Raw genomic sequence first — 22,567 nt, forward strand, 5'->3', positions numbered from 1 at the left:
GTCGATTCCCTCCCTCAGAAGATCCGAGAAACTCCCCGTGGACCCGACGGACCCGACCGGTATACGCAACCGGCCACCGGAAAGGTTGCGCCATGCGTGGGGCTGCTCGCCCCGGAAACCGCGGCGGCCCGACCCCAACGAGTGAGGACCGGGCCGCACGACGGACGACGGACGCCGAAGGGGCCTACCAGGCGGCCCAGTCGACGTTCCAGCCGCCGAGCCCGTTGGAGGGCGCGACGGTCTTCTCCTTGGTGTTCACGACCTTGATCGGGTCACCGATCATCGAGTCGTTGAAGAACTTGCCGGCGACGGAGGAGTCGCTGCCGCCCTTCACGTCCTGCATCGACACGCAGCCGTGGCTGGCGTTGGTCTTGCCGAACGGGCTGGCCCAGTAGTTGCCGTGCACGAAGGTGCCGGAGGTGGTCAGCCGCATCGCGTGCGGCACGTCCTGGATGTCGTACTCGCCGCCGAGACCGACGGTCTGCGAGTTCATCCGGGTGACCTTCTCCTTGGACATGACCACCATCGTCCCGCCCCAGGACGGCGTGGCGTCCGCGCCGAGGGTGACCGGCAGGGTGGTGCTCTTGCCGTCCCGCTCGACGGTCATCTGGTGCGCCTTGGCGTCCGCGGTGGAGACCATCGACCGGCCGATGGTGAACGGCTCGTCCTTGTCCACGTCGCCGTAGATGCCGGGGGCGACCTCGACGTTCTTCAGCCGGTACTTGACGGTCACCTTGGTGCCCGGCGCCCAGTACGCCTCCGGACGGAAGTCCACCCGGCGGTCGCCGAACCAGTGGCCCTTCACCACGGTGCCGTTGCTGCTCTCGATGGAGATGCCCTTGACGACGGCGTCCTTGTTCTTGACGTCCTTGTTGAAGTTCACCGAGACGATCATGCCGACGCCGTAGGTGGCGCCGTCGCTGATGTTGTCGTTGGTGGAGATCTTCTTCTCCGGCGTCAGCGTGGTGAACGAGGTGGTGGACGCGGCCACCAGGCCCTCGCCGTCCTTCGCCTGGGCGTTCACCTTGTACGCCATGCCGACCGCGAGCGCCCCCGCGGGCTTCCAGCCGGAGCCGTCCGGGGTGATCGCGCCCTCGACCGGCTTGCCGTCCTTGTCGGTCACCTCGACCGTCGTCAGCTTGCCGTTCGAGACGGACACCTGCAGCCCGTTCGGCGGGACGTCCAGGGCTCCGTCCTTCGGCTCCACGGCCAGCACCGCGGCCGAGGGCTTCGGCGTGGCCGACCCGCCCCCGTCCGCCGCGGCCGAGGCCGCGCTGCCGCCGCCCGAACCCCCCGTACCGCCCGAACCACTGCCCTTGTCGTCGCCACAGGCCGCGGTGAGCAGCAGTACCCCGCCCATGACCAGCGCCATCGCACTCTTCCGCCCGTAGCGGTTGGTGGTGCGTATCGCGGTGCCGGCCGTCTTCCCCGTCTTCACGGTTTCTCCCCTCCCGGTATTCACTCTCTTGACGCGTTGAGTGCCCCCGTGAGTTGCACCGGACGTGGATCTTTCCGGGCCGGGCTGCGGGCGCGCCGGAGCAGGATAGCTAAGCCGTCCGAGTGAATCCTGAGAGGAGTCGGTTGACGCGGGCGTGAAACCGTGGTGAAGACAGGACGTAACGGGCGAACGGGACTTACGGCAGCGCCGAAGCCGACGGAGGAGCCGCCGAAGCGGACGCGGTGGCCGCCGCCCCCCGCCCCAGCGCGCTCCCCGCCACCCACTGCTCCCACGGCACGTTCCAGCCGTTCAGCCCGTTCTGCGGCGGCACGAAGTCCCCCGAGGAGGCCTTCACCTCCAGCACGTCCCCCTCCAGGGTGTGCTCGAACAGCCAGCCCGCCGGGGAGTCCTTGCTCGCCCCGCCCTTGGCATCGGACAGCCCGATGCAGCCGTGACTGGTGTTGGCGGCGCCGAACACCCCCGGGTCCGCCCAGTAGTTGCCGTGCACGAAGGTGCCGGAGGCGGTCAGCCGCATCGCGTGCGGGACGTCCTTGATGTCGTACTCGTCACCCATGCCGACGGTCTGCGAGTTCATCCTGGTCACCTTGTACTTCTCCGACACCACCATCACCCCCCGGTAGGTGGAGTGGTCCCGGCTGCCGCCGGAGACCTTGAGCACCCGGACCACCTTGCCGCCCTGCCCCGCCCGGACGGTCAGGGTGTGGGCGTCCAGGTCGACGGTGGAGACCTGCGCCCGCCCGACGGTGAAGTGCAGCTCCCGGCTCTGGGTGCCGTACTCCCCCGGCGCGCCCTGCACGTCCTTCAGCCGCAGCGCCACCGTGACCCTCGTCCCGGCCGCCCAGTACGCCTGCGGGCGGAAGTCCAGCCGCTGCCCGTCGAACCAGTGCGCGGCCACCGGCACCGGCGGATCGGCGGTGACCTGCACCGCCTTCTCCACCGCCGCCCGGTCGGTGATCGGACGGCTGAACCGCAGCGAGACCGGCATCCCGACCCCCACCGTGGAACCGTCCTCCGGGGTGAAGAACGCCACGAAGGTGTGCGTCGGGGTGACGGTCGTGAACGCCGAGTGCTGGGCCGCCCGCTGCCCCTGGTCGTCCTCCGCCACGGAGTCCACCGTGAAGGCCGTCCCGAGTGGCAGCGGCCCGTCCGGCGCCCACGCGCCGCCGTCGGCCGCGATCGTGCCCGGCACCTCCGTGCCCTTCCCGTCCGCCAGCCGCACCGAGACCAACCGCCCCTGCGCCACCGTCACCCGGACGGCCCCCTCCGGCCGCACATCCTGCGCCCCGTCCACCGGCTGCACCGAGAGCACCGCCCGCGAGGGCGCCGCCGGGGCCGTACGCCCACCCGGCCCCACCGCGTCCCCGTCCGGCACGCCCGGAGGCCCGCCGCACCCCGCCAGGACCGCCACGCAGCAGGCCACCGCCGCCACGCCCCGCGCCCACACCCGTCCACGGCGCCGCATCCCGGGGCCCTCCCACTGTTCAAGTCCGATGCCCGGAACAACGAGAACCCTCCCAACGAAGACACGCCGCCCCCGAAACCCCCGCTCCCGAAACCCCGGACCGCTTCCGGCCAACACATTCCGGGAAAGAGAAGGTGAATGGACCCAGAACACCCCGCCCAGGGAGGCCCCCGCCATGGCGTCAGAACAGCAGCTGAACCCCGGCAGCTGCCAACCCCTCGGCGCCCGCTACCACCTCGACCGCACGGGCCGGCGAGGCACCAACTTCGCCCTCTGGGCCCCCGCCGCCGAAGCCGTCGAACTGTGCCTGTTCGACGAGGACGGCCAGGAGACCCGCCACCACCTCACCGAGCAGGACGTCCAGGTCTGGCACGGCTTCCTCCCCGGCGTGCGCCCCGGCACCCGCTACGGCTACCGCGTGCACGGCCGCTGGGACCCGTGGACCGGCGCCCGCTGGAACCCCGCCAAGCTGCTGCTCGACCCGTACGCCCGCGCCGTCGACGGCTGTTACACCTCCCACGACGCCGCCTGCGCGGCCGTCCGCAACTGGCCCGAGGCGGACGTCGCCGACACCGTCCGGGACAACCGCGACTCCGCCCCGTACGTGCCCAGGTCCGTGGTCGTCCACGACGAGGACGACTGGTCCGACGACCGCCGCCCGAAGACCCCGTGGGCCGAGACCGTCCTCTACGAGCTGCACGTGCGCGGCTTCACCATGCGCCACCCCGACGTCCCCCCGCCCCTGCGCGGCACCTACGCCGGCCTCGCCCACCCCGCCGCCCTCGCCCACCTCACCCGCCTCGGGGTGACGGCCGTCGAGCTGCTGCCGGTGCACCAGTACGCCAGCGAGGACCACCTCCAGGCCCGCGGCCTGGTCAACTACTGGGGCTACAACACGATCGGCTACTTCGCCCCGCACGCCGGCTACTCCGCCTCCGGCTCCCGCGGCGGCCAGGTCGGCGAGTTCAAGCGGATGGTCCGCGCCCTGCACGCCGCCGGGATCGAGGTGATCCTGGACGTGGTGTTCAACCACACCGCCGAGGGCGCCGAACTCGGCCCCTCGCTCAGCCTCCGCGGCATCGACAACGCCGCCTACTACCGCCTCCCGCCGAACCGCCCGCGCGGCTACGCCGACTACACCGGCTGCGGCAACACCCTGGACACCCGCCGCCCCCAGGTGATCCGGCTGGTCACCGACTCGCTGCGGTACTGGGTCACCGAGATGGGCGTGGACGGCTTCCGCTTCGACCTGGCCGCCGCTCTGGCCCGCGGCGGCACGAACGGCGGCGACGCCGTCGACACCGACCACCCCTTCCTCGCCGCCGTCGCCCAGGACCCGGTGCTGAACCGGGTGAAGCTGATCGCCGAGCCCTGGGACGTCGGCCCCGGCGGCTACCAGGTCGGCGGCTTCCCCCCGCTGTGGGCCGAGTGGAACGACAAGTACCGCGACACCGTCCGGGACTTCTGGCGCGGCGCCCGCCCGGACGTCCGCGAACTCGGCTACCGCCTCTCCGGCTCCTCCGACCTCTACCAGCGGGCCGGCCGCCGCCCGTACGCCTCGGTCAACTACGTGACGGCGCACGACGGTTTCACCCTGCGCGACCTGGTCTCCTACGACCGCAAGCACAACGAGGCCAACGGCGAGGACAACCGGGACGGCACCGACGACAACCGCTCCTGGAACCACGGCGCCGAGGGCGAGACCACCGACGAGCAGGTCAACCGGCTGCGCCTGCGCCAACTGCGCAACCTGACGGCCACCCTGCTGCTCTCCGCCGGCGTCCCGATGCTCACCGCCGGGGACGAGCTCGGCCGCACCCAGGGCGGCAACAACAACGCCTACTGCCAGGACAACGAGGTCGGCTGGCTGGACTGGTCGCTGCTGGAACAGCCCGGCTGGCAGGAGCTGTGCGCGCTCACCGCCCGGCTGGTCCGGCTGCGCCGGGACCACCCGGTGCTGCACCGGCGGGCGTTCTTCTCCGGCCGGGCCACCACCCCCGGCGGCCGGCCCGACCTCACCTGGTTCACCCCGCGCGGCACGGAGATGACCGAGGCCGACTGGTTCGCGCCGACCGCCTGCCTCGGCATGCTGCTCTCCGGCTCCGCGTTGCCCGAACACGACGAGGCCGGGCGGCCGATCGGCGACGACGGCTTCCTGCTGCTGCTCAACGCGGGCCACGAACCGGTGGTGTTCACCCTGCCCGCGGCGGCGCCGGCCCCCGGCTGGGAGCCCCTGGTCGACACCGCCGCCGTGCACCCCGACGAACCGGCCCCGGCCGGCACCGTCGTGCTGGGCGGGCGCTCGCTGCGGCTGCTGCGCGCGCCCGCCCCCGCCACGTAGCCGGGGCTCAGCTCCCGGCGTGCCCGAGCTCGACGTTCTCCAGCACGCCGATCGCGTCCGGCACCAGCACCGCCGCCGAGTAGTAGGTGCTCACCAGGTAGGAGGCGATCGCCTTCTCGTCGATGCCCATGAAGCGGACGTTCAGGCCCGGCTCCACCTCGTCCGGGATGCCGATCTGGGTCAGGCCGACCACGCCCTGGTTGTCCTCGCCGACGCGCATCGCGATGAACGCGCTGGTCTGCTGGTCGGACACCGGGATCTTGTTGCACGGGAAGATCGGCACCCCGCGCCAGGTCGGCCGCTGCTTGCCGAGGACGTCGACGGTGGACGGGTAGACGCCGACCCGGTTGCACTCCCGCTCGAAGGCCGCGATCGCGCGCGGGTGGGCGAACAGGTAGTCGGTGTCGCGGCGCATGCTCAGCAGCTCGTCCAGGTCGTCCGGGGTGGGCGCCCCGGCGCGGGTCTGGATCCGCTGGTCGAAGTCGGTGTTGCCGAGCAGGCCGAACTCCGGGTTGTTGATGATCTCGTGCTCCTGCCGCTCCCGCAGGGCCTCGATGGTCAGCCGCAGCTGCTCCTCGGTCTGGTTCATCGGCTGGTTGTAGAGGTCAGCGACCCGGCTGTGCACCTTGAGCACGGTCTGCGCGACGCTCAGCTCGTACTCGCGCGGCCGCAGCTCGTAGTCCACGAAGGCGCCGGGCAGCTCGTACTCGCCCTGCCGGCCGGCCGCGAGGTCGATCTCCGCCTCGCCGTGCTCGTTCTGCGCCTGCGCCGCGTCCGCGGCGAAGCCCAGCAGCTGCTCGCGCAGCGACTCGGAACGGCCGATCAGCTCCTGGAGCACCGGCCAGGACAGCGCCATCGCGACCCCGGAGGTGCTCGCCTTCACGGTGTACGGCCAGCTGCCGCCGCCCTCGGTGATCGCCTCGTCGCCGACGTGGTCGCCGTCGGCGAGCGTGCCGAGCACCGTCACCTCGCCGTACTTGCCGGTGCCGATCCGGTCCACCTTGCCGTGCGCGATCAGGAACACCTCCTCGATCGGCGCCCCCTCCTGCACCAGCACCTCGCCCTGCGCGAAGTCCCGCTGCACGAACCGGCGGGCCAGCTCGGCCAGCACCTCCTCGTCCTCGAAGCCGCGCAGCGCCGGGACCTCCGCCAGCGAGGGGGCGATCACCGTCACCGCGGCGCCGGTCTTGGCGAAGCTCACCCGGCCGCGCCCGGGCGCGTAGCTCAGCCGCCGGTTGACCCGGTAGGTACCCGCGCTGACCTGCACCCACGGCAGCATCTTCAGCAGCCAGCGGGAGGTGATCTCCTGCATCTGCGGCTTCGACTTGGTCGTCGTCGCCAGGTTCCTCGCCGCGGTCGTGCTGAGGCTGAGCTGGGCCCGTACCTGCACGATTGCCGAGCCGGGGCCGGGGGTGGGCTCGGTTTCGACCGTCATCTGTGCACTCCTGTCACTCACGCACCACTGGACATCCGTACAGGACGTGTCATCGGCTCATCGGCAGGCGCCCGCAAGAGGCGCACGGCGCACTCCTACCTGCACGAATGGCGGCGCGCGCCCCCTGATTCGCGCCCGCACCGCCCGTCCGAGTGGCCGGTTCTCGCCGGGCGCCACCGACAGGGGCGAAAAACCGGATGAGAAATGACGGCCCGTCTGCCTACCCTCACCGCGATGGCCGAGAACAGACAAGACCCCGAGAACCCGACCCCGGGAAGCCCCCAGAGCGACGGAACCGGCCCCGCCGGGCCCGGGCCGCGGCACTCCACGGTCCGCTCCCTGCTGCGCCTGTGGCCGTACGCGCGCGCCGTCCGCGGCCGGCTGGCCGTCTCGGTGACGGCCGCCACCCTCGGCATGCTCAGCACCCTCGCCGTCCCGGTGGTCCTCGGCCTGATCGTGGACGGCCCGCTCGCCGAGCACGACCTGGCCGGCCTCTGGCCGCTGGTCGGCCTGCTGCTGGTCCTCGGCACGGTCGAGTCCGCGCTGTTCTACACCCGCCGGGTGGTGCTGGCCCGCCCGCTGGCCGGGCTGGAGACGGCGATGCGCGGGGACCTCTTCGCCAAGCTCCAGCGGCTGCCGGTCTCCTTCCACGACCGCTGGGGCTCCGGCCAGCTGCTCTCCCGGGCCACCGCCGACATGTACACCATGCGGCTGTTCCTGGCCTTCCCGCTGGTCTTCCTGATCGTCAACTCGGTGATGTTCCTGGCCGGCACCGTGGTGATGTTCACCCAGGACTGGCGGCTCGCGCTGATCGCCCTGGTGCCCGTCGTCCCGCTGTTCGTGCTCACCCGGCGGTTCGAGTCCGGCTTCTCCGGCGCCGCCCGGCTCGCCCAGGACCAGAACGGGGACATCGCCACCCTGGTCGAGGAGTCCGTCCTCGGCATCCGCATCCTCAAGGCCTTCGGCCGGCACCGGTCGATGACCGAGCGCTTCCGCGCCCAGGCCCAGGAGCTGCGCCGCACCGAACTGCGCAAGGCGCACCTGCTCGCCAACCTCTGGGCCGTCATCGTCGGCCTGCCGGAGATCGCGCTCGCCTGCGCCCTCGCCGTCGGCGCCTACCTGGTGGCCCACGACGACCTGAGCGCCGGCACCCTGGTCGCCTTCCTCTCCACCGCGCTCGCGCTGCGCTGGCCGGTCGAGTCGCTCGGCTGGCTGCTCGCCTACGCCAACGAGGCCGCCACCGCCACCGACCGCTTCTTCGAGGTGCTGGACGAACCGGACACCCCCGAGGCGGACGCCCCCGCCCCGGGCACCGCCGCGGCGCCCACCGCCCCGGACGGCATCCGCTTCACCGGCGTCCGCTTCCGCTACCCCGACGCCCCCGACGGCAGCCCCGACCTGCTGGCCGGCGTCGACCTGCACATCCGCAGCGGCGAGACGATGGCCCTGGTCGGCGCCACCGGCAGCGGCAAGACCACCCTCACCGCCCTGCTCCCCCGGCTGTACGAGGCCACCGCCGGCACCATCACGCTGGACGGCCGGGACATCCGCGAACTGCCCCGGCCGCGGCTGCGCGAACTCGTCTCGGTCGCCTTCGAGGAGCCCACCCTGTTCTCCGCCACCGTCCGGGAGAACGTCCTGATGGGCGCCCCGGGCGCCGGCGAGGAACAGCTGCGCACCGCCCTCGACACCGCCCAGGCCGGCTTCGTCGAGAAGCTCCCGAACGGCCCGGACACCGAGGTCGGCGAGCAGGGCCTGAGCCTGTCCGGCGGCCAGCGCCAGCGCCTCGCGCTGGCCCGCGCGGTGGTCGGCGACCCGGCCTTCCTCGTCCTGGACGACCCGCTCTCCGCCCTGGACGTGCACACCGAGGCCCTGGTCGAGCGGGCCCTGCGCGAGGTCCTCGGCACCACCACCGCCCTGGTCGTCGCCCACCGCCCCAGCACCGTGCTGCTCGCCGACCGGGTCGCGGTGCTGGCGGACGGCCGGATCACGGCCGTCGGCACCCACCAGGAACTGCTGCGCGACTGCGCGCACTACCGGGAACTGATGTCGGGCGAGGCCGCCCTGATACCCGACGGCCCCCTCGCACCGGAAGGAGCGCGCGCATGACCACCACCGCCGAACCCGTACGGGCCGAACCCGTCGCACCGGCCGAGGAGGAGCTCCCCCCGCCGCCCGCCGACGAGGAGGACATCCCCGTCCCACCCGGCGCGCCCCGGGCGCTGCTGCGCTCGCTGCTGCACACCCACCGGGCCCGGATCACCGTCGCGATGGTGGTGATCCTGGTCCAGCAGGCCGCGCTCCAGTCCGGCCCGCTGCTGGTCGCGGTGGCGATGGACCGCGGCATCCCGGCGCTGCGCGAGCACGACTCCGGCCCGCTGATCGCCGTGGTCGCGGCCTACCTGTTCTGCGCGCTGCTCAGCCCGGTGCTGCAGTGGGTCTTCATCAAGATCAGCGCCCGGGTCAACCAGGACATCGTGCTGGAGCTGCGCGGCCGGATCTTCCGGCACGCCCAGCGGCTCAGCCTGGACTTCCACGAGCGCTACACCTCGGGCCGGATCATCTCCCGCGCCACCAGCGACATCGACGCGCTGCGCGAGCTGCTCTCCGAGGGCCTCCAGGAGCTGCTGACGGTCCTGCTGTCGGTCTGCTACATCTCGGTGCTGCTGGTTGTGCTGGACTGGCGGCTCGGCCTGGTCTCGCTGGCGTCCTTCCTGCCGCTGGCCCTGATCGCCCACTCCTTCCGCCGCCGCTCGCGCCGGGTCTACCGGCGCTCGCGCACCTCGGCCGCCTCGCTGATCGTCCGCTTCACCGAGACCATGAACGGCATCCGCCCGGTGCAGGCCTTCCGCCGGGAGAAGGCCAACGACGCCGCCTTCGCCGTGGTCAACCGGCAGTCCGCCACCGCCACCGCGGACGGCCTGCTGGAGATCGCCCGCTACGTCGGCCTCTCCCGCCTCACCGCCAACCTGTGGTTCGCCGGCGTGGTGCTGCTCGGCGCCTACCTGGTCGTCGACGACGCGCTGGAGCTGGGCGTGCTCACCGCCTTCGCGCTCTACCTGCGCCGGCTCTTCGACCCGGTCGACCAGCTGGCGATGTTCCTGAACAGCTACCAGTCGGCCGCCGCCGCCCTGGAGAAGATCGCCGGCCTGCTCGCCCACGAGCCGACCGTCGCCGAGCCGGCCGAACCCGCCGAGCTGCCGGAGGCCTCCGGCCAGGGCCGCGCGGTCGCCTTCGAGGGCACCCGCTTCGCCTACCGGACGGGCAAGGAGGTGCTGCCGGCCTTCGACCTGCTGATCCCCGCCGGGCAGACGGTCGCGGTGGTCGGCGCGACGGGCGCGGGCAAGTCCACGGTCGCCAAGCTGCTGGCCCGCTTCTACGACCCGACCGACGGCCGGATCCGGCTGGACGGCGTGGACCTGCGCGACCTGGCCACCCCCGAACTGCGGCGCGGCGTGGTGATGGTGACCCAGGAGTCCTTCCTGTTCTCCGGCACCGTCGCCGAGAACATCGCGGTCGGCCGCCCCGGCGCCACCCGGGAGGAGGTCGAGCAGGCCGCCCGGGACATCGGCGCGTACGAGTTCATCGCCGCCCTGCCGGACGGCTTCGACACCGACGTGCGCAAGCGCGGCGGCCGGATCTCGGCCGGCCAGCGCCAGCTGGTGGCCTTCGCCCGCGCGCTGCTGGCCGACCCGGCGGTGCTGATCCTGGACGAGGCGACCAGCTCGCTGGACGTCCCCGGGGAGCAGGCCGTGCAGCGGGCCATGCGCACCGTGCTGGCCGGCCGGACGGCCGTGATCATCGCCCACCGGCTCTCCACCGTGGAGATCGCCGACCGTGTCCTGGTGATGGACCAGGGCCGGATCGTGGAGGATGGCTCCCCACAGGAGCTGATCGACGGCTCCGGCCGTTTCGCCGCCCTCCACCGGGCCTGGCGGGACAGCCTGGTCTAGGGCCCCGCCCCGGACCCCACGAATGTGCCCGTCCGGGTGCGCCGTCACGCACCCGGCCGGGCATTCCCCACTTCCCGCACGGAGGTACGCGGGCGGCCGCCCACCCGGTTCACCACCGGTGGACGGCCGCCCGCGGCCTCAGCGCAGCAGCCCCGCGTCCATCCCGGCCGACTCGGCCGGCAGCGCGACCAGCCCCAGCTCGGCCGGCGAGGCCAGCCGCGGGTGCGCGGGCAGCACCCGGACGGTGTAGCCGAACGGGCCGGTCCGGCAGAGCTCCAGCGAGCCCTCGTAGCGGATCCGGCCGTCCAGATCGGGCCCGCCGACCGGCTTGAGGGCGAGCAGGCAGGCGTCCGAGATCCGGTCCCGCTCGTCCACCCGGCCGGAGACCGCCTGCACCTCGACGTCGCCCGGCCGCAGCGTCCCGAGCGCGACCTGCACCCGCAGCTCCAGCGAACTGCCCAGCTCCTGCGCCTCGGTCGGGCAGTCCGCCTCGACGTGCTCGACCCGGACGGCCGGCCAGGCCTCCCGGACCGTCGCCTTCCAGAGCGCCAGCTCCCGCGCGCCGTGGCCGTGCTGCCCGGCCAGCTCCCGCTGGGCCTGCGCCGCCGGGGCGTACAGCCGCTCGACGTACTCCCGGACCATCCGCCCGGCCAGCACCTTGGGCCCGAGGGTGACCAGGGTGTGCCGGACCATGGCGATCCACTGCTGCGGCAGCCCGTCCGCGTCCCGGTCGTAGAACCGGGCGGCGACCTGGTTCTCGATCAGGTCGTAGAGCGCGGCCGCCTCGATGTCGTCGCGCCGCTCGGCCTCGCCGCTGTCCGGGTCGAGCGCCCCGCCGCTCTCGTCGGCCGTGGGGATCGCCCAGCCGTTGCGGCCGTCGAACCACTCGTCCCACCAGCCGTCCAGGACGGACAGGTTGAGGCAGCCGTTGAGCGCCGCCTTCATCCCGGAGGTGCCGCAGGCCTCCAGCGGGCGCAGCGGGTTGTTCAGCCAGACGTCGCAGCCCGGGTAGAGGCGCTGGGCCATCGCCATGTCGTAGTCCGGCAGGAAGACGATCCGGTGCCGCACCGCCGGGTCGTCGGCGAAGGCGACCATCTGCTGGATCAGCCGCTTGCCGCCGTCGTCCGCCGGGTGGGCCTTGCCGGCGACCACGATCTGCACCGGCCGGGTGGGGTGCAGCAGCAGCGCGCGCAGCCGCTCCTGGTCGCGCAGCATCAGGGTGAGCCGCTTGTACGAGGGCACCCGGCGGGCGAAGCCGATGGTGAGCACGTCGGGGTCGAGCACCGAGGAGACCCAGCCGAGCTCGGCCTCGCCGGCCCCGCGCCGGCGCCAGGAGGCGTGCAGCCGACGGCGGGCCTCCTCCACCAGCTGGGCCCGCAGGGCGCGCCGCAGTTGCCAGACCTCGGTGTTGCCGATCCGCTCCAGGCCCGTCCAGCGCTTGCTCTCGCCGGTGGTCATCGCCTCCTCGGCGCGCTCGGCGCCGATCTCGGCGGCGCCGAGCCGGACCACCGCCGGGTCGATCCAGGTGGCGGCGTGCACGCCGTTGGTGACCGAGGTGATCGGCACCTCGGCCGGGTCGAAGCCGGGCCACAGGCCGTTGAACATCGAGCGGCTGACCTCGCCGTGCAGGGTGGAGACCCCGTTGGCTCGCTGGGCCAGCCGCAGGCCCATGGCGGCCATGTTGAAGAGCTTCGGGTCCCCGTCCTGCCAGCTCTCGGCGCCGAGCGCGAGCACCTGCTCGACCGGCACGCCGGGCAGCGCGGCGTCGCCGCCGAAGTGGCGGGCGACCAGCTCGCGGTCGAAGCGGTCGATGCCGGCCGGGACGGGCGTGTGGGTGGTGAAGAGGGTGCCGGCCCGGACGGCCTCCAGGGCGGCGGCGAAGTCGAGGCCGGTCCGGTCGTCGGCGACCAGTTCGCGGATGCGCTCCACGCCGAGGAAGCCGGCGTGGCCCTCGTTGGTGTGGAAGACATCGGGGGCGGGGTGCCCGGTGAGCCGGCAGTAGGCGCGCACCGCCCGGACGCCGCCGATGCCGAGCAGCATCTCCTGGAGCAGCCGGTGCTCGCTGCCGCCGCCGTACAGCCGGTCGGTGACGTCCCGCTCGGCGGGCGAGTTGGCCTCGATGTCGGAGTCGAGCAGCAGCAGCGGGACCCGCCCGACCTGGGCCTTCCAGATGTGGGCGGCCAGGGTGCGGCCGCCGGGCAGGGCCAGGTCGACCCGGCCGGGGGTGCCGTCGGCCTCCCGCAGCAGGCTGACCGCGAGTTCGTCCGGGTCGAGCAGCGGATAGCGCTCCTGCTGCCAGCCGTCCCGGCTCAGGGACTGGCGGAAGTAGCCGTGCCGGTAGAACAGGCCGACGCCGACGACCGGCACGCCGAGGTCGCTGGCGGCCTTGAGGTGGTCGCCGGCCAGGATGCCGAGCCCGCCGGAGTACTGGGGCAGCGCGGCGGCGATGCCGTACTCGGGCGAGAAGTAGGCGATCGCGGCGGGCAGCGGGGCGGCGTCGGACTGCTGCCGGGTCTGGTACCAGCGGGGGCCGGTCAGGTACTCGCGCAGGTCGTCGGCGAGGTCGCCGAGTCTGCGCAGGAAGCGCCGGTCGGCGGCGAGCGCGGCCAGCCGGGCGGCCGGGACCTCCCCGAGCAGCCGCACCGGGTCCTCGCCGGTCGCGGCCCAGACCTCCGGGTCCACGGACCGGAAGAGGTCCCTGGTCTCGGGGTGCCAGGACCAGCGCAGGTTGAGGGCCAGCTCGTGCAGCGGCTGGAGTTGTTCGGGCAGGACGGTGCGGACGGTGAATCTGCGGATTGCCTTCACGGCGTGAAGCGTAGCCGTGGCGGTCGGCCGGACAGTGCGTCAAGTGGACTATTGGGCATCCGTTCGGGCTATTGATGAGATCGCATTCGGCGCATTGGACTGCACGGGGGGCGCGCGAGGCGCACATTTCGGGGGCCCGCGCTACCAATACGTGAACTCTTCGGTACGGCTTCATTTCCGATGGCGCATCCACCCGGGAGAAGGCCCGAAACTACTGTCGTACCGCTGCAAAAACCTTGTCGCCGGTGCGAGGATGACCGAAGGTCGTTGATGCAGTGGGGAGTACGACGACGGGTGGCGTCCCCCGCGAAGCAGCACGTCCGAATCCTTTTCGTGTTGTCCGTTCCCGTCCTTCTTAGCCCATTCGGCGCTCACCGCGCACGGACGCGTGTCCTCCCTACCGGCCCGCTCGTTCACGGGTGGACCGGGTCGGCCGGGGCGCGCCCGGCGGAGGCGTGCGCCGGGACGCACACGGGCTCCGGGGCGTCCCACCGCCGGCTCGGCGGGCGCCGGGCAGGTTGCCGGGAACAGCGGCGCGGGCAGGCTTCCGGTCGCACGTCCTCCCCACCCAGCAGTCCTCCGGTACTCCCCCGGCCCGTACCCAGGCCCGCGGGGAGCTGCCGCCGATCTCGGGCAGGAGCTTGGCATGCACGGCGACACGCGGGACCAGTCCACACCGGTGGCCGAAGGCCTCGACGCAGCGGTCGCGGAATCCGCCGGACGGATGGATTCTGACACTCGGACAGATCCGGCGATGCCGGCGCCGAGGGCCTCCGGGGCGGTCCGTGCCGGATCCTCCGAATCCGAAGCCCCCTCGACGGCCCGGCACCCCGCGGCCGAGGAGGACCGGGCGGCGGCACCCCGCAGGCGCACCACCACCACGCGCCGCACCACCGCCACCACCCCGAAGACCGCAGCTCCGAAGGCCGCCACCGCGGAGGCCGCCGGGTCCGCCTCCGCGAAGGCCCCGGCCACCGGGGCGACCGCCCGGAAGGCCCCCGCTCGCAAGCCCTCCGCCCGCAAGACGACAGAGAGCGACACCGTGATCGGCCGCATCCCCGTCCTGGACGTCAGTCCCCTCGTCGACGCCGGCCGCCGCCCGGCCAAGGCCGTCGTCGGCGAGACCTTCCTGGTCACCGCGACCGTCTTCCGCGAGGGCCACGACGCCGTCAACGCCAACGTGGTGCTGCGCGACCCGCGCGGCCGCAGCGGCCCGTGGACGCCGATGCGCGAACTGGCCGAGGGCACCGACCGCTGGGGCGCGTACGTCACCCCGACCGCGCCCGGCCGCTGGTCGTACCTGGTGGAGGCGTGGAGCGACCCGGTCGCCACCTGGCGCCGGACCGCCTCGGTGAAGCTGCCCGCCGGGATCGACACCGCGCTGGTCCTGGAGGAGGGCGCCCGGCTGCTGGAGCAGGCCGCGGCCGGGGTGCCCAAGAAGGAGGGCCGCGCCGACGTGCTGGCCGCCGCCGACGCGCTGCGCGACCAGACCCTGCCGCCGCTGTCCCGGCTGGCCGCCGCGCTCGCCCCCGAGGTGCTCGACGCGCTGGTCCGCCACCCGCTGCGCGAGCTGCTCAGCGCCTCCCGCCCGATGCCGCTCCAGGTCGACCGCGAGCGCGCGCTGTTCGGCTCCTGGTACGAGTTCTTCCCCCGGTCGGAGGGCGCCGTGGTGGACCCGGCCGGCGTCGAGCCGCCGCGCCCTGGCAACCTGCGCAGCGCCGCCGAACGCCTGCCGGCCGTCGCCGCGATGGGCTTCGACGTGGTCTACCTGCCGCCGGTCCACCCGATCGGCCGAGCCTTCCGCAAGGGCCCGGACAACACCCTGACGGCCGGCCCGCACGACGTCGGCTCGCCCTGGGCGATCGGCTCCCCCGAGGGCGGCCACGACGCCGTCCACCCGGACCTCGGCACCATCGAGGACTTCGACCACTTCGTCGCCGAGGCCAAGGCGCTGCACCTGGAGGTGGCGCTGGACTTCGCCCTCCAGTGCTCCCCCGACCACCCCTGGGTGAACAAGCATCCGGAATGGTTCAGCCACCGCACGGACGGCACCATCGCGTACGCCGAGAATCCGCCGAAGAAGTACCAGGACATCTATCCGGTCAACTTCGACCAGGACATGGACGGAATCGTCAAGGAAACCATCCGGATCCTCCGGTTCTGGATGTCGCACGGCGTCCGGATCTTCCGGGTCGACAACCCGCACACCAAACCGGTGGTGTTCTGGGAGAAGGTGCTCGCCGACGTCGCCCGGACCGACCCCGACGTGGTGTTCCTGGCGGAGGCCTTCACCCGCCCCGCGATGATGCACACCCTGGCGAAGATCGGTTTCCACCAGTCGTACACGTACTTCACCTGGCGCACCACCAAACCGGAACTCACCGACTACCTCACCGAACTCAGCGGTGACGCCGCCGCCTACATGCGGCCCAACTTCTTCGCCAACACGCCGGACATCCTGCACGAGTACCTCCAGCACGGCGGCCGGGCCGCCTTCGCGATCCGCGCGGTGCTCGCCGCCACCCTCTCCCCCAGCTACGGCGTCTACGCCGGCTTCGAGCTGTACGAGAACGAGCCGGCCCACCCGGGCTCCGAGGAGTACCTCCACTCGGAGAAGTACGAACTGCGCCCGCGCGACTGGAGCCGCACCGACACCCTGGCCCCGCTGCTGACCGTGCTGAACCGGCTGCGCCGCCGCCACCCCGCCCTCCAGCAGCTGCGCGACCTGCGCTTCCACCCCACCGACAACGACCAGGTGCTCGCCTACTCCAAGACCGCGACCACCCCCGAGGGGCTCACCGACCAGGTCGTCACCGTGGTGAACCTCGACCCGCACCACGTCCAGGAGGCCACCGTCACGCTCGACGGCGACGGCCCGTACGCGGTGCACGACGAGCTCACCGGCGCCGTCTACACCTGGGGCCGGCACAACTACGTCCGGCTCGATCCCTCAGCCGAGCCGGCTCACCTCCTCACGGTTCGGAGGAACCCAGCGTGACAGTGAACGAGCCCGTCCCCGACACCTTCCCCGAGACCTCGAAGAAGAAGCTCGACCCGCAGTGGTTCAAGCGTGCGGTCTTCTACGAGGTGCTGGTGCGGTCCTTCCAGGACAGCAACGGCGACGGTGTCGGGGACCTCAAGGGGCTCACGGCCAAGCTCGACTACCTCCAGTGGCTCGGGATCGACTGCCTCTGGCTCCCCCCGTTCTTCGCCTCGCCGCTGCGCGACGGCGGGTACGACGTCTCCGACTACACCTCGGTGCTGCCGGAGTTCGGCGACCTCGCCGACTTCATGGAGTTCGTCGACGCCGCCCACGCCCGCGGCATGCGCATCGTGATCGACTTCGTCATGAACCACACCAGCGACCAGCACCCGTGGTTCCAGGCCTCCCGCTCCGACCCGGACGGGCCCTACGGCGACTTCTACATGTGGGCCGACGACGACAAGCAGTACCCGGACGCCCGGATCATCTTCGTCGACACCGAGACCTCCAACTGGACCTACGACCCGGTCCGCAAGCAGTACTTCTGGCACCGCTTCTTCTCGCACCAGCCGGACCTCAACTACGACAACCCCCGGGTCCAGGACGAGATGATCGCCGGGCTGCGGTTCTGGCTCGACCTCGGCATCGACGGCTTCCGGCTGGACGCGGTGCCGTACCTGTTCGCCCGCGAGGGCACCAACTGCGAGAACCTCCCGGAGACCCACGAGTTCCTCCAGCGGGTCCGCAAGGAGATCGACGCCAACTACCCGGACACCGTGCTGCTCGCCGAGGCCAACCAGTGGCCGGAGGACGTCGTCGACTACTTCGGCGACTTCGCCTCCGGCGGCGACGAGTGCCACATGGCGTTCCACTTCCCGGTGATGCCCCGGATCTTCATGGCGGTGCGCCGGGAGTCCCGCTACCCGGTGTCCGAGATCCTCGCCAAGACCCCGCAGATCCCCGGCGGCTGCCAGTGGGGCATCTTCCTGCGCAACCACGACGAGCTGACCCTGGAGATGGTCACCGACGAGGAGCGCGACTACATGTACGCGGAGTACGCCAAGGACCCGCGGATGCGCGCCAACGTGGGCATCCGCCGCCGGCTCGCCCCGCTGCTGGAGAACGACCGCAACCAGATCGAGCTGTTCACCGCGCTGCTGCTCTCCCTGCCCGGCTCGCCGGTCCTCTACTACGGGGACGAGATCGGCATGGGCGACAACATCTGGCTCGGCGACCGGGACGGCGTGCGCACCCCGATGCAGTGGACCCCGGACCGCAACGCGGGTTTCTCCTCCGCCGACCCGGGCAGGCTCAGTCTGCCGCCCATCATGGACCCGGTGTACGGCTATCAGGTGACCAACGTCGAAGCGCAGCAGAGCAGTTCGAGCTCCCTGCTGCACTGGACGCGTCGCATGATCGAGATCCGCAAGCTCAATCCGGCGTTCGGCCTCGGCAGCTACGCCGAACTGCCCTCCAGCAACCCCGCCGTGCTGGCCTTCGTGCGCGAGTACGAGGGGGACCTGGTCATGTGCGTGAACAACTTCTCGCGGTTCGCGCAGCCGACCGAGCTGGACCTGCGGCAGTACGGCGGGCGGTACCCGGTCGAGCTGATCGGCGGGGTGCGCTTCCCGTCGATCGGCGAGTGGCCCTACCTGCTCACCCTGGCCGGGCACGGCTTCTACTGGTTCCAGCTCCGGCAGCCCCCGCGCCTGAGCGGGACCAGGCGATCGAAGTAACGATCCGCCGCACGTGGCACAGCAGCCGTGAACAGCACCACCAGACCCTCCGGGGGCGCGAGTTGAACCCCCGCGCCCCCGGAGTTCTCTGCACCACCGCGTACGGAGAACAGCCCAACGGCCACCCACACGAAGGCGTGACACCCGAGCCGTGCTCGCGTGCCGCGACCGCCGCGCCGCCGCAATCCGGAAGACTGACGGACCCGGCCACGACCCGTCGGGCAGTCCGCGTGCTTCCGGGGAAAGGGAGCCATGTCCGAAACCTCCCGTTCTCAAGCCCACCTCCAGGACGACGCCCCCACCGGTCCCGCCACCCCCGCGGGCACCCGGGGCGCCGGGGCCCGGAGAACCGCCCTGGGCGTCAGCGAACTCGTCCAGGCGGCCCTGCCACTGATCGCCTCCTGGCTGCCCACCCAGCGCTGGTACGCCGGCAAGGGGAGGCCCATCACCGGCCTCACCCCGGCCGTCGGCACCCCGCTGCAGGTCGGCGACCCGGCCCTGCTGCACCTCCTGCTGCGGGTCGAGCACGCCACCACGGCCGGCGCCCCGCACGGCGACATCTACCAGCTGCTGCTCGGCATCCGCTCCGGCGGACTCGGGGACATCGGGCCCGCCGCCGTGCTCGGCCGGCTCAGCCAGGGCCCGTACGACGGCGCGACCCTCTACGACGCGGTGCACGACCCCGAACTCACCGGACGGCTGCTCGAACACCTGGCCACCGGGGACCGCTTCGGCGCGCTCTCCTTCCGCCGCACCCCCGGCTCCGGACTGCCCGCCAACCTCCCCGGCCGCGCCTCCACCGCCGAGCAGTCCAACAGCTCGGTCATCTACGGCACCTCGTACATCCTCAAGCTGTTCCGCCGCATCCACCCCGGCACCAACCCCGACCTCGAACTGTCGCTCGCGCTCTCCCGGGCCGGCTCCACCCGCATCCCCCGGGTCGCCGCCTGGTTCGAGAGCCGGATGGAACGCGCCGAACCCGCCACCCTCGGACTCCTGCAGCGCTACCTGCCGGACGCCGAGGACGGCTGGGAACTCGCCCTCGACCAGGTCGGCCGGCTCAAGGGGGACCGCTCCCCCGGCAACTTCGCCATCGAGGCGCACCGGCTCGGCCGGGCCACCGCCGAGGTGCACCGGGTCCTCGCCCGCTCGATGCCCGTCGCCCGGCTCGACCGCGCCCAGACCGGACGGCTGGCCGGCGCCATGGCCGACCGGCTGGACAGCGCCGTCGCCGCCGTCCCCGGCCTGCTGCGCTTCCGGGCCGCCCTGCGCACCGCCTTCCAGCAGCTCGCCGACGCCCACCCGGACGGCCTGCCGGTCCAGCGCATCCACGGCGACCTCCACCTCGGACAGGCCATGCGCACCCCGCACGGCTGGGTGCTGCTGGACTTCGAGGGCGAGCCCGCCAAGTCCGTCAACGAGCGCCGCGAACCGCAGCCCGCCCTGCGCGACGTCGCCGCGATGCTGCGCTCCTTCGACTACGCGGCCGCCCACCTGCTGGCCGGCGGCCCCGTCGACCCGGAACTGGCCCACCTGGCCGCCGCCTGGGCCCAGCGCAACCGCACCGCCTACGGCGCCGGCTACACCGCCGGCGGCGGCGCCGACCCGGCCGCCTCGCCGGAGCTGATGCGGGCGCTGGAGATCGACAAGGCGGTCTACGAGGTGGTGTACGAGGCCCGGCACCGGCCGAGCTGGCTGCCGATCCCGCTGGCCGCGATCAACCGGCTCGCCCTGTCCGTCTGACCGGCCCTTCCCGTACCCACGCCTTTTCCGCACCGCCCGATTCCCGCACCGCCCGTTCACGCACCACTCGTTTCCGCACCACGCGTCTCCCGTCCCACCCGTTTCCTGTCCCGACCGTTTCCTGTCCCGCCCGCAGGAGTTCGCCCACCCCGCCGCAGGAGGACCCCGCCGTGACGCCGATCGACCCGACCGGCCGCCCCACCCGCCCCGTACCGGCCACCTTCCTGGCCGGACCGCTCCCCGCCGAAGGCCACACCGGCCACGAGCACGGGGCGCACCGGGCGGCCGAGGAGGAGGGGGGCGCCGGCACCGGCTCGGAGCCCCCGGCCACCCTCCCGTCCCCTGCCGACCCACTCGCGGCCCCGCAGCCCCGGGAGGCCGAGCGCCCGGCCCCCACCGGGGCGCTGCGGCTGCCCGAGGCGCCGCTGCCGCCGGCCGAGGTCGACCGGCTGGTGGGCGGGCAGCACCACGACCCGCACGCGCTGCTCGGCGCGCACCCGGTGCACGGCGGCACGGCGATCCGGGTGCTGCGCCCGTTCGCCGAGCGGGTGGTCGTCGAGACCGCCCACGGCCCGGCCGAACTCACCCACCAGCAGAGCGGGTTGTTCACCGGCCTGGTGGCCGGCGGCGAACCGCCGGAGTACACCCTGCTGGTGACGTACCCCGACGGCGAGCCGCTGCGCCAGCACGACGGCTACCGCACCCCGCCCACCCTCGGCGAACTCGACCTGCACCTGATCTCCGAGGGCCGGCACGAGCAGCTGTGGCGGGCGCTCGGCTCGCACGTGCGCACCGTCGACGGGGTGGCCGGCACCGCCTTCGCGGTCTGGGCGCCGAACGCCGTCGGGGTGCGGCTGATCGGCGGCTTCAACCACTGGAACGGCACCGGGCACCCGATGCGCTCGCTCGGCTCGTCCGGGATCTGGGAGCTGTTCGTCCCCGGCCTGGCCGAGGGCGCCACCTACAAGTACGAGGTGCACACCCGGCAGGGCTGGGTGCTGGACAAGGCCGACCCGCTGGCCCGGGCCGCCCAGTGCCCGCCCGGCACCGCCTCGGTGGTCACCTCCTCCGACTACGCCTGGCAGGACGGCGAGTGGATGGCCCGCCGGGCCCGCGCCGCGCACCACCGGGCCCCGATGTCGGTGTACGAGCTGCACCTGCCCTCCTGGCGGCCGGACCTCACCACCTACCGCGCCATCGCCGAGGAACTGCCGCGCTACCTCCAGGAGTTGAACTTCACCCACGTGGAGCTCATGCCGGTGATGGAGCACCCCTTCGGCGGCTCCTGGGGCTACCAGGTGTCCGGCTACTACGCCCCCACCGCCCGGCTCGGCGGCCCCGACGACTTCCGGTACCTGGTGGACACCCTGCACCGGCACGGCATCGGCGTGATCGTCGACTGGGTGCCCGCGCACTTCCCCAAGGACGACTTCGCGCTCGCCCGCTTCGACGGCGAGCCGCTGTACGAGCCCGCCGACCCGCTGCGCGCCGAGCACCCCGACTGGGGGACGCTGGAGTTCGACTACGGCCGCAAGGAGGTGCGCAACTTCCTCGTCGCCAACGCGGTGTACTGGTGCGAGGAGTTCCACGTCGACGGCCTGCGGGTGGACGCCGTCGCCTCGATGCTCTACCTCGACTACTCCCGCGAGGGCGGCGACTGGACGCCCAACCGGTTCGGCGGCCGGGAGAACCTGGACGCCGCCTCCTTCCTCCAGGAGATGAACGCCACCGTCTACCGGCGCTGCCCGGGCGCGGTGACCATCGCCGAGGAGTCCACCGCCTGGGACGGGGTCACCCGCCCCACCGACGCCGGCGGCCTCGGCTTCGGGCTGAAGTGGAACATGGGCTGGATGCACGACTCGCTGGTCTACATGTCCAAGGAGCCGGTGCACCGCAAGTACCACCACAACGAGATCACCTTCTCGATGGTGTACGCCTACTCCGAGAACTACGTCCTGCCGATCTCGCACGACGAGGTGGTGCACGGCAAGCGGGCGCTGGTCTCCAAGATGCCCGGCGACTGGTGGCAGCAGCGCGCCAACCACCGCGCCTACCTCGGCTTCATGTGGTCCCACCCGGGCAAGCAGCTGCTGTTCATGGGGCAGGAGTTCGCCCAGGGCGCGGAGTGGGACCACGAGCAGGGCCCGCAGTGGTGGGTGCTCGACGAGCGGTGGCCGGCCCACGAGGAGCACCTCGGGGTGCGCCGGCTGGTCCGCGACCTCAACCGGCGCTACCTCGACACCCCGGCGCTGTGGGAGCTGGACACCGTCCCCGAGGGCTTCCGCTGGCTCGACGGCGGCGCCGCCGAGGACAACCTGCTCTCCTTCGTCCGGTACGCGGCCGACGGCTCGCCGCTGGTCGCGGTCTGCAACTTCTCGCCGGTCGTCCGGCACGGCCACCGGGTCGGGCTGCCCCGGCTGGCGGGCCGCGACCAGCTGTGGGAGGAGGCGCTGAACACCGACGCCGAGGAGTACGGCGGCAGCGGCGTCGGCAACTCCCACCCGGTCAAGGCCGAGCCGGTGGAGTGGGACGGCCAGCCCCGGTCCGCCGAACTGGTCCTCCCCCCGCTCTCCACCGTCTGGCTCCGCCCCGCACGCTGAGCGCTGAGCGCCGGGCGCCTCCGGTGCCCCGGACGCCCCGGGTGCCCGCC

11 protein-coding genes are annotated in these 22,567 nt (G+C 72.7%); 7 read left to right on the forward strand and 4 right to left on the reverse strand.

All coding sequences use genetic code 11. From position 1 onward, the window contains the following. Positions 1-184: 184 nt before the first annotated feature. Both ACFCY1_RS33095 and ACFCY1_RS33100 read right to left on the reverse strand, forming a co-directional pair. On the reverse strand, positions 185-1,438 hold the full coding sequence (locus ACFCY1_RS33095) for an Ig-like domain-containing protein (RefSeq protein WP_234348164.1): 1,254 nt from the start codon (positions 1,436-1,438) through the stop codon (positions 185-187). A gap of 196 nt (positions 1,439-1,634) precedes the next feature. Next, positions 1,635-2,921, reverse strand: a complete 1,287-nt coding sequence (locus tag ACFCY1_RS33100; RefSeq protein ID WP_375876969.1) for an Ig-like domain-containing protein — start codon at positions 2,919-2,921, stop codon at positions 1,635-1,637. 175 nt (positions 2,922-3,096) lie between these two features. Here ACFCY1_RS33100 and glgX point away from each other — a divergent pair, with 175 nt between their 5' ends. Further along, positions 3,097-5,262, forward strand: a complete 2,166-nt coding sequence (gene glgX / locus ACFCY1_RS33105) for a glycogen debranching protein GlgX (protein WP_375876970.1) — start codon at positions 3,097-3,099, stop codon at positions 5,260-5,262. A 7-nt stretch (positions 5,263-5,269) separates the two neighbouring features. Here the strand turns inward: glgX and ACFCY1_RS33110 are convergent, their stop codons facing one another. Then, positions 5,270-6,697: a family 2B encapsulin nanocompartment shell protein gene (locus ACFCY1_RS33110; RefSeq protein ID WP_375876971.1), complete on the reverse strand. Its 1,428-nt coding sequence runs from the start codon at positions 6,695-6,697 to the stop codon at positions 5,270-5,272. A gap of 234 nt (positions 6,698-6,931) precedes the next feature. On the opposite strand from ACFCY1_RS33110, the gene ACFCY1_RS33115 reads away from it, so the two are divergent. Beyond that, a complete protein-coding gene (locus ACFCY1_RS33115; protein WP_375876972.1) occupies positions 6,932-8,806 on the forward strand; it encodes an ABC transporter ATP-binding protein in 1,875 nt (624 codons plus the stop codon). Next, complete coding sequence (locus tag ACFCY1_RS33120) at positions 8,803-10,650, forward strand: ABC transporter ATP-binding protein (RefSeq protein ID WP_375876973.1); 1,848 nt, start codon at positions 8,803-8,805, stop codon at positions 10,648-10,650. The genes ACFCY1_RS33115 and ACFCY1_RS33120 overlap by 4 nt, the downstream gene beginning before the upstream one ends. A 138-nt stretch (positions 10,651-10,788) precedes the next feature. Here ACFCY1_RS33120 and glgP read toward each other — a convergent pair whose 3' ends face one another. Then, complete coding sequence (glgP, locus tag ACFCY1_RS33125; protein ID WP_049651957.1) at positions 10,789-13,455, reverse strand: alpha-glucan family phosphorylase; 2,667 nt, start codon at positions 13,453-13,455, stop codon at positions 10,789-10,791. Between the two features lie 1,042 nt (positions 13,456-14,497). Between glgP and ACFCY1_RS33130 the strand changes: the two genes are divergently transcribed. The 4 genes from ACFCY1_RS33130 to glgB all read left to right on the forward strand — a co-directional run bounded on the left by ACFCY1_RS33130 (position 14,498) and on the right by glgB (position 22,517). After that, the gene (locus ACFCY1_RS33130; protein ID WP_375876983.1) at positions 14,498-16,453 is read left to right on the forward strand and encodes an alpha-1,4-glucan--maltose-1-phosphate maltosyltransferase; all 1,956 of its coding nucleotides are present in this window, start codon (positions 14,498-14,500) and stop codon (positions 16,451-16,453) included. After that, positions 16,450-18,174 carry a maltose alpha-D-glucosyltransferase gene (gene treS / locus ACFCY1_RS33135; RefSeq protein WP_074001467.1) on the forward strand — a complete coding sequence of 575 codons (1,725 nt, stop codon included), beginning with the start codon at positions 16,450-16,452 and terminating at the stop codon, positions 18,172-18,174. The genes ACFCY1_RS33130 and treS overlap by 4 nt, the downstream gene beginning before the upstream one ends. Before the next feature lie 252 nt (positions 18,175-18,426). After that, complete coding sequence (locus ACFCY1_RS33140) at positions 18,427-19,917, forward strand: phosphotransferase (protein ID WP_375876974.1); 1,491 nt, start codon at positions 18,427-18,429, stop codon at positions 19,915-19,917. A gap of 170 nt (positions 19,918-20,087) precedes the next feature. Further along, positions 20,088-22,517 carry a 1,4-alpha-glucan branching protein GlgB gene (glgB, locus tag ACFCY1_RS33145; protein WP_375876975.1) on the forward strand — a complete coding sequence of 810 codons (2,430 nt, stop codon included), beginning with the start codon at positions 20,088-20,090 and terminating at the stop codon, positions 22,515-22,517. Positions 22,518-22,567: the final 50 nt, after the last annotated feature.

This window comes from Kitasatospora sp. NPDC056273, assembly GCF_042268845.1.
Lineage (GTDB): Bacteria > Actinomycetota > Actinomycetes > Streptomycetales > Streptomycetaceae > Kitasatospora.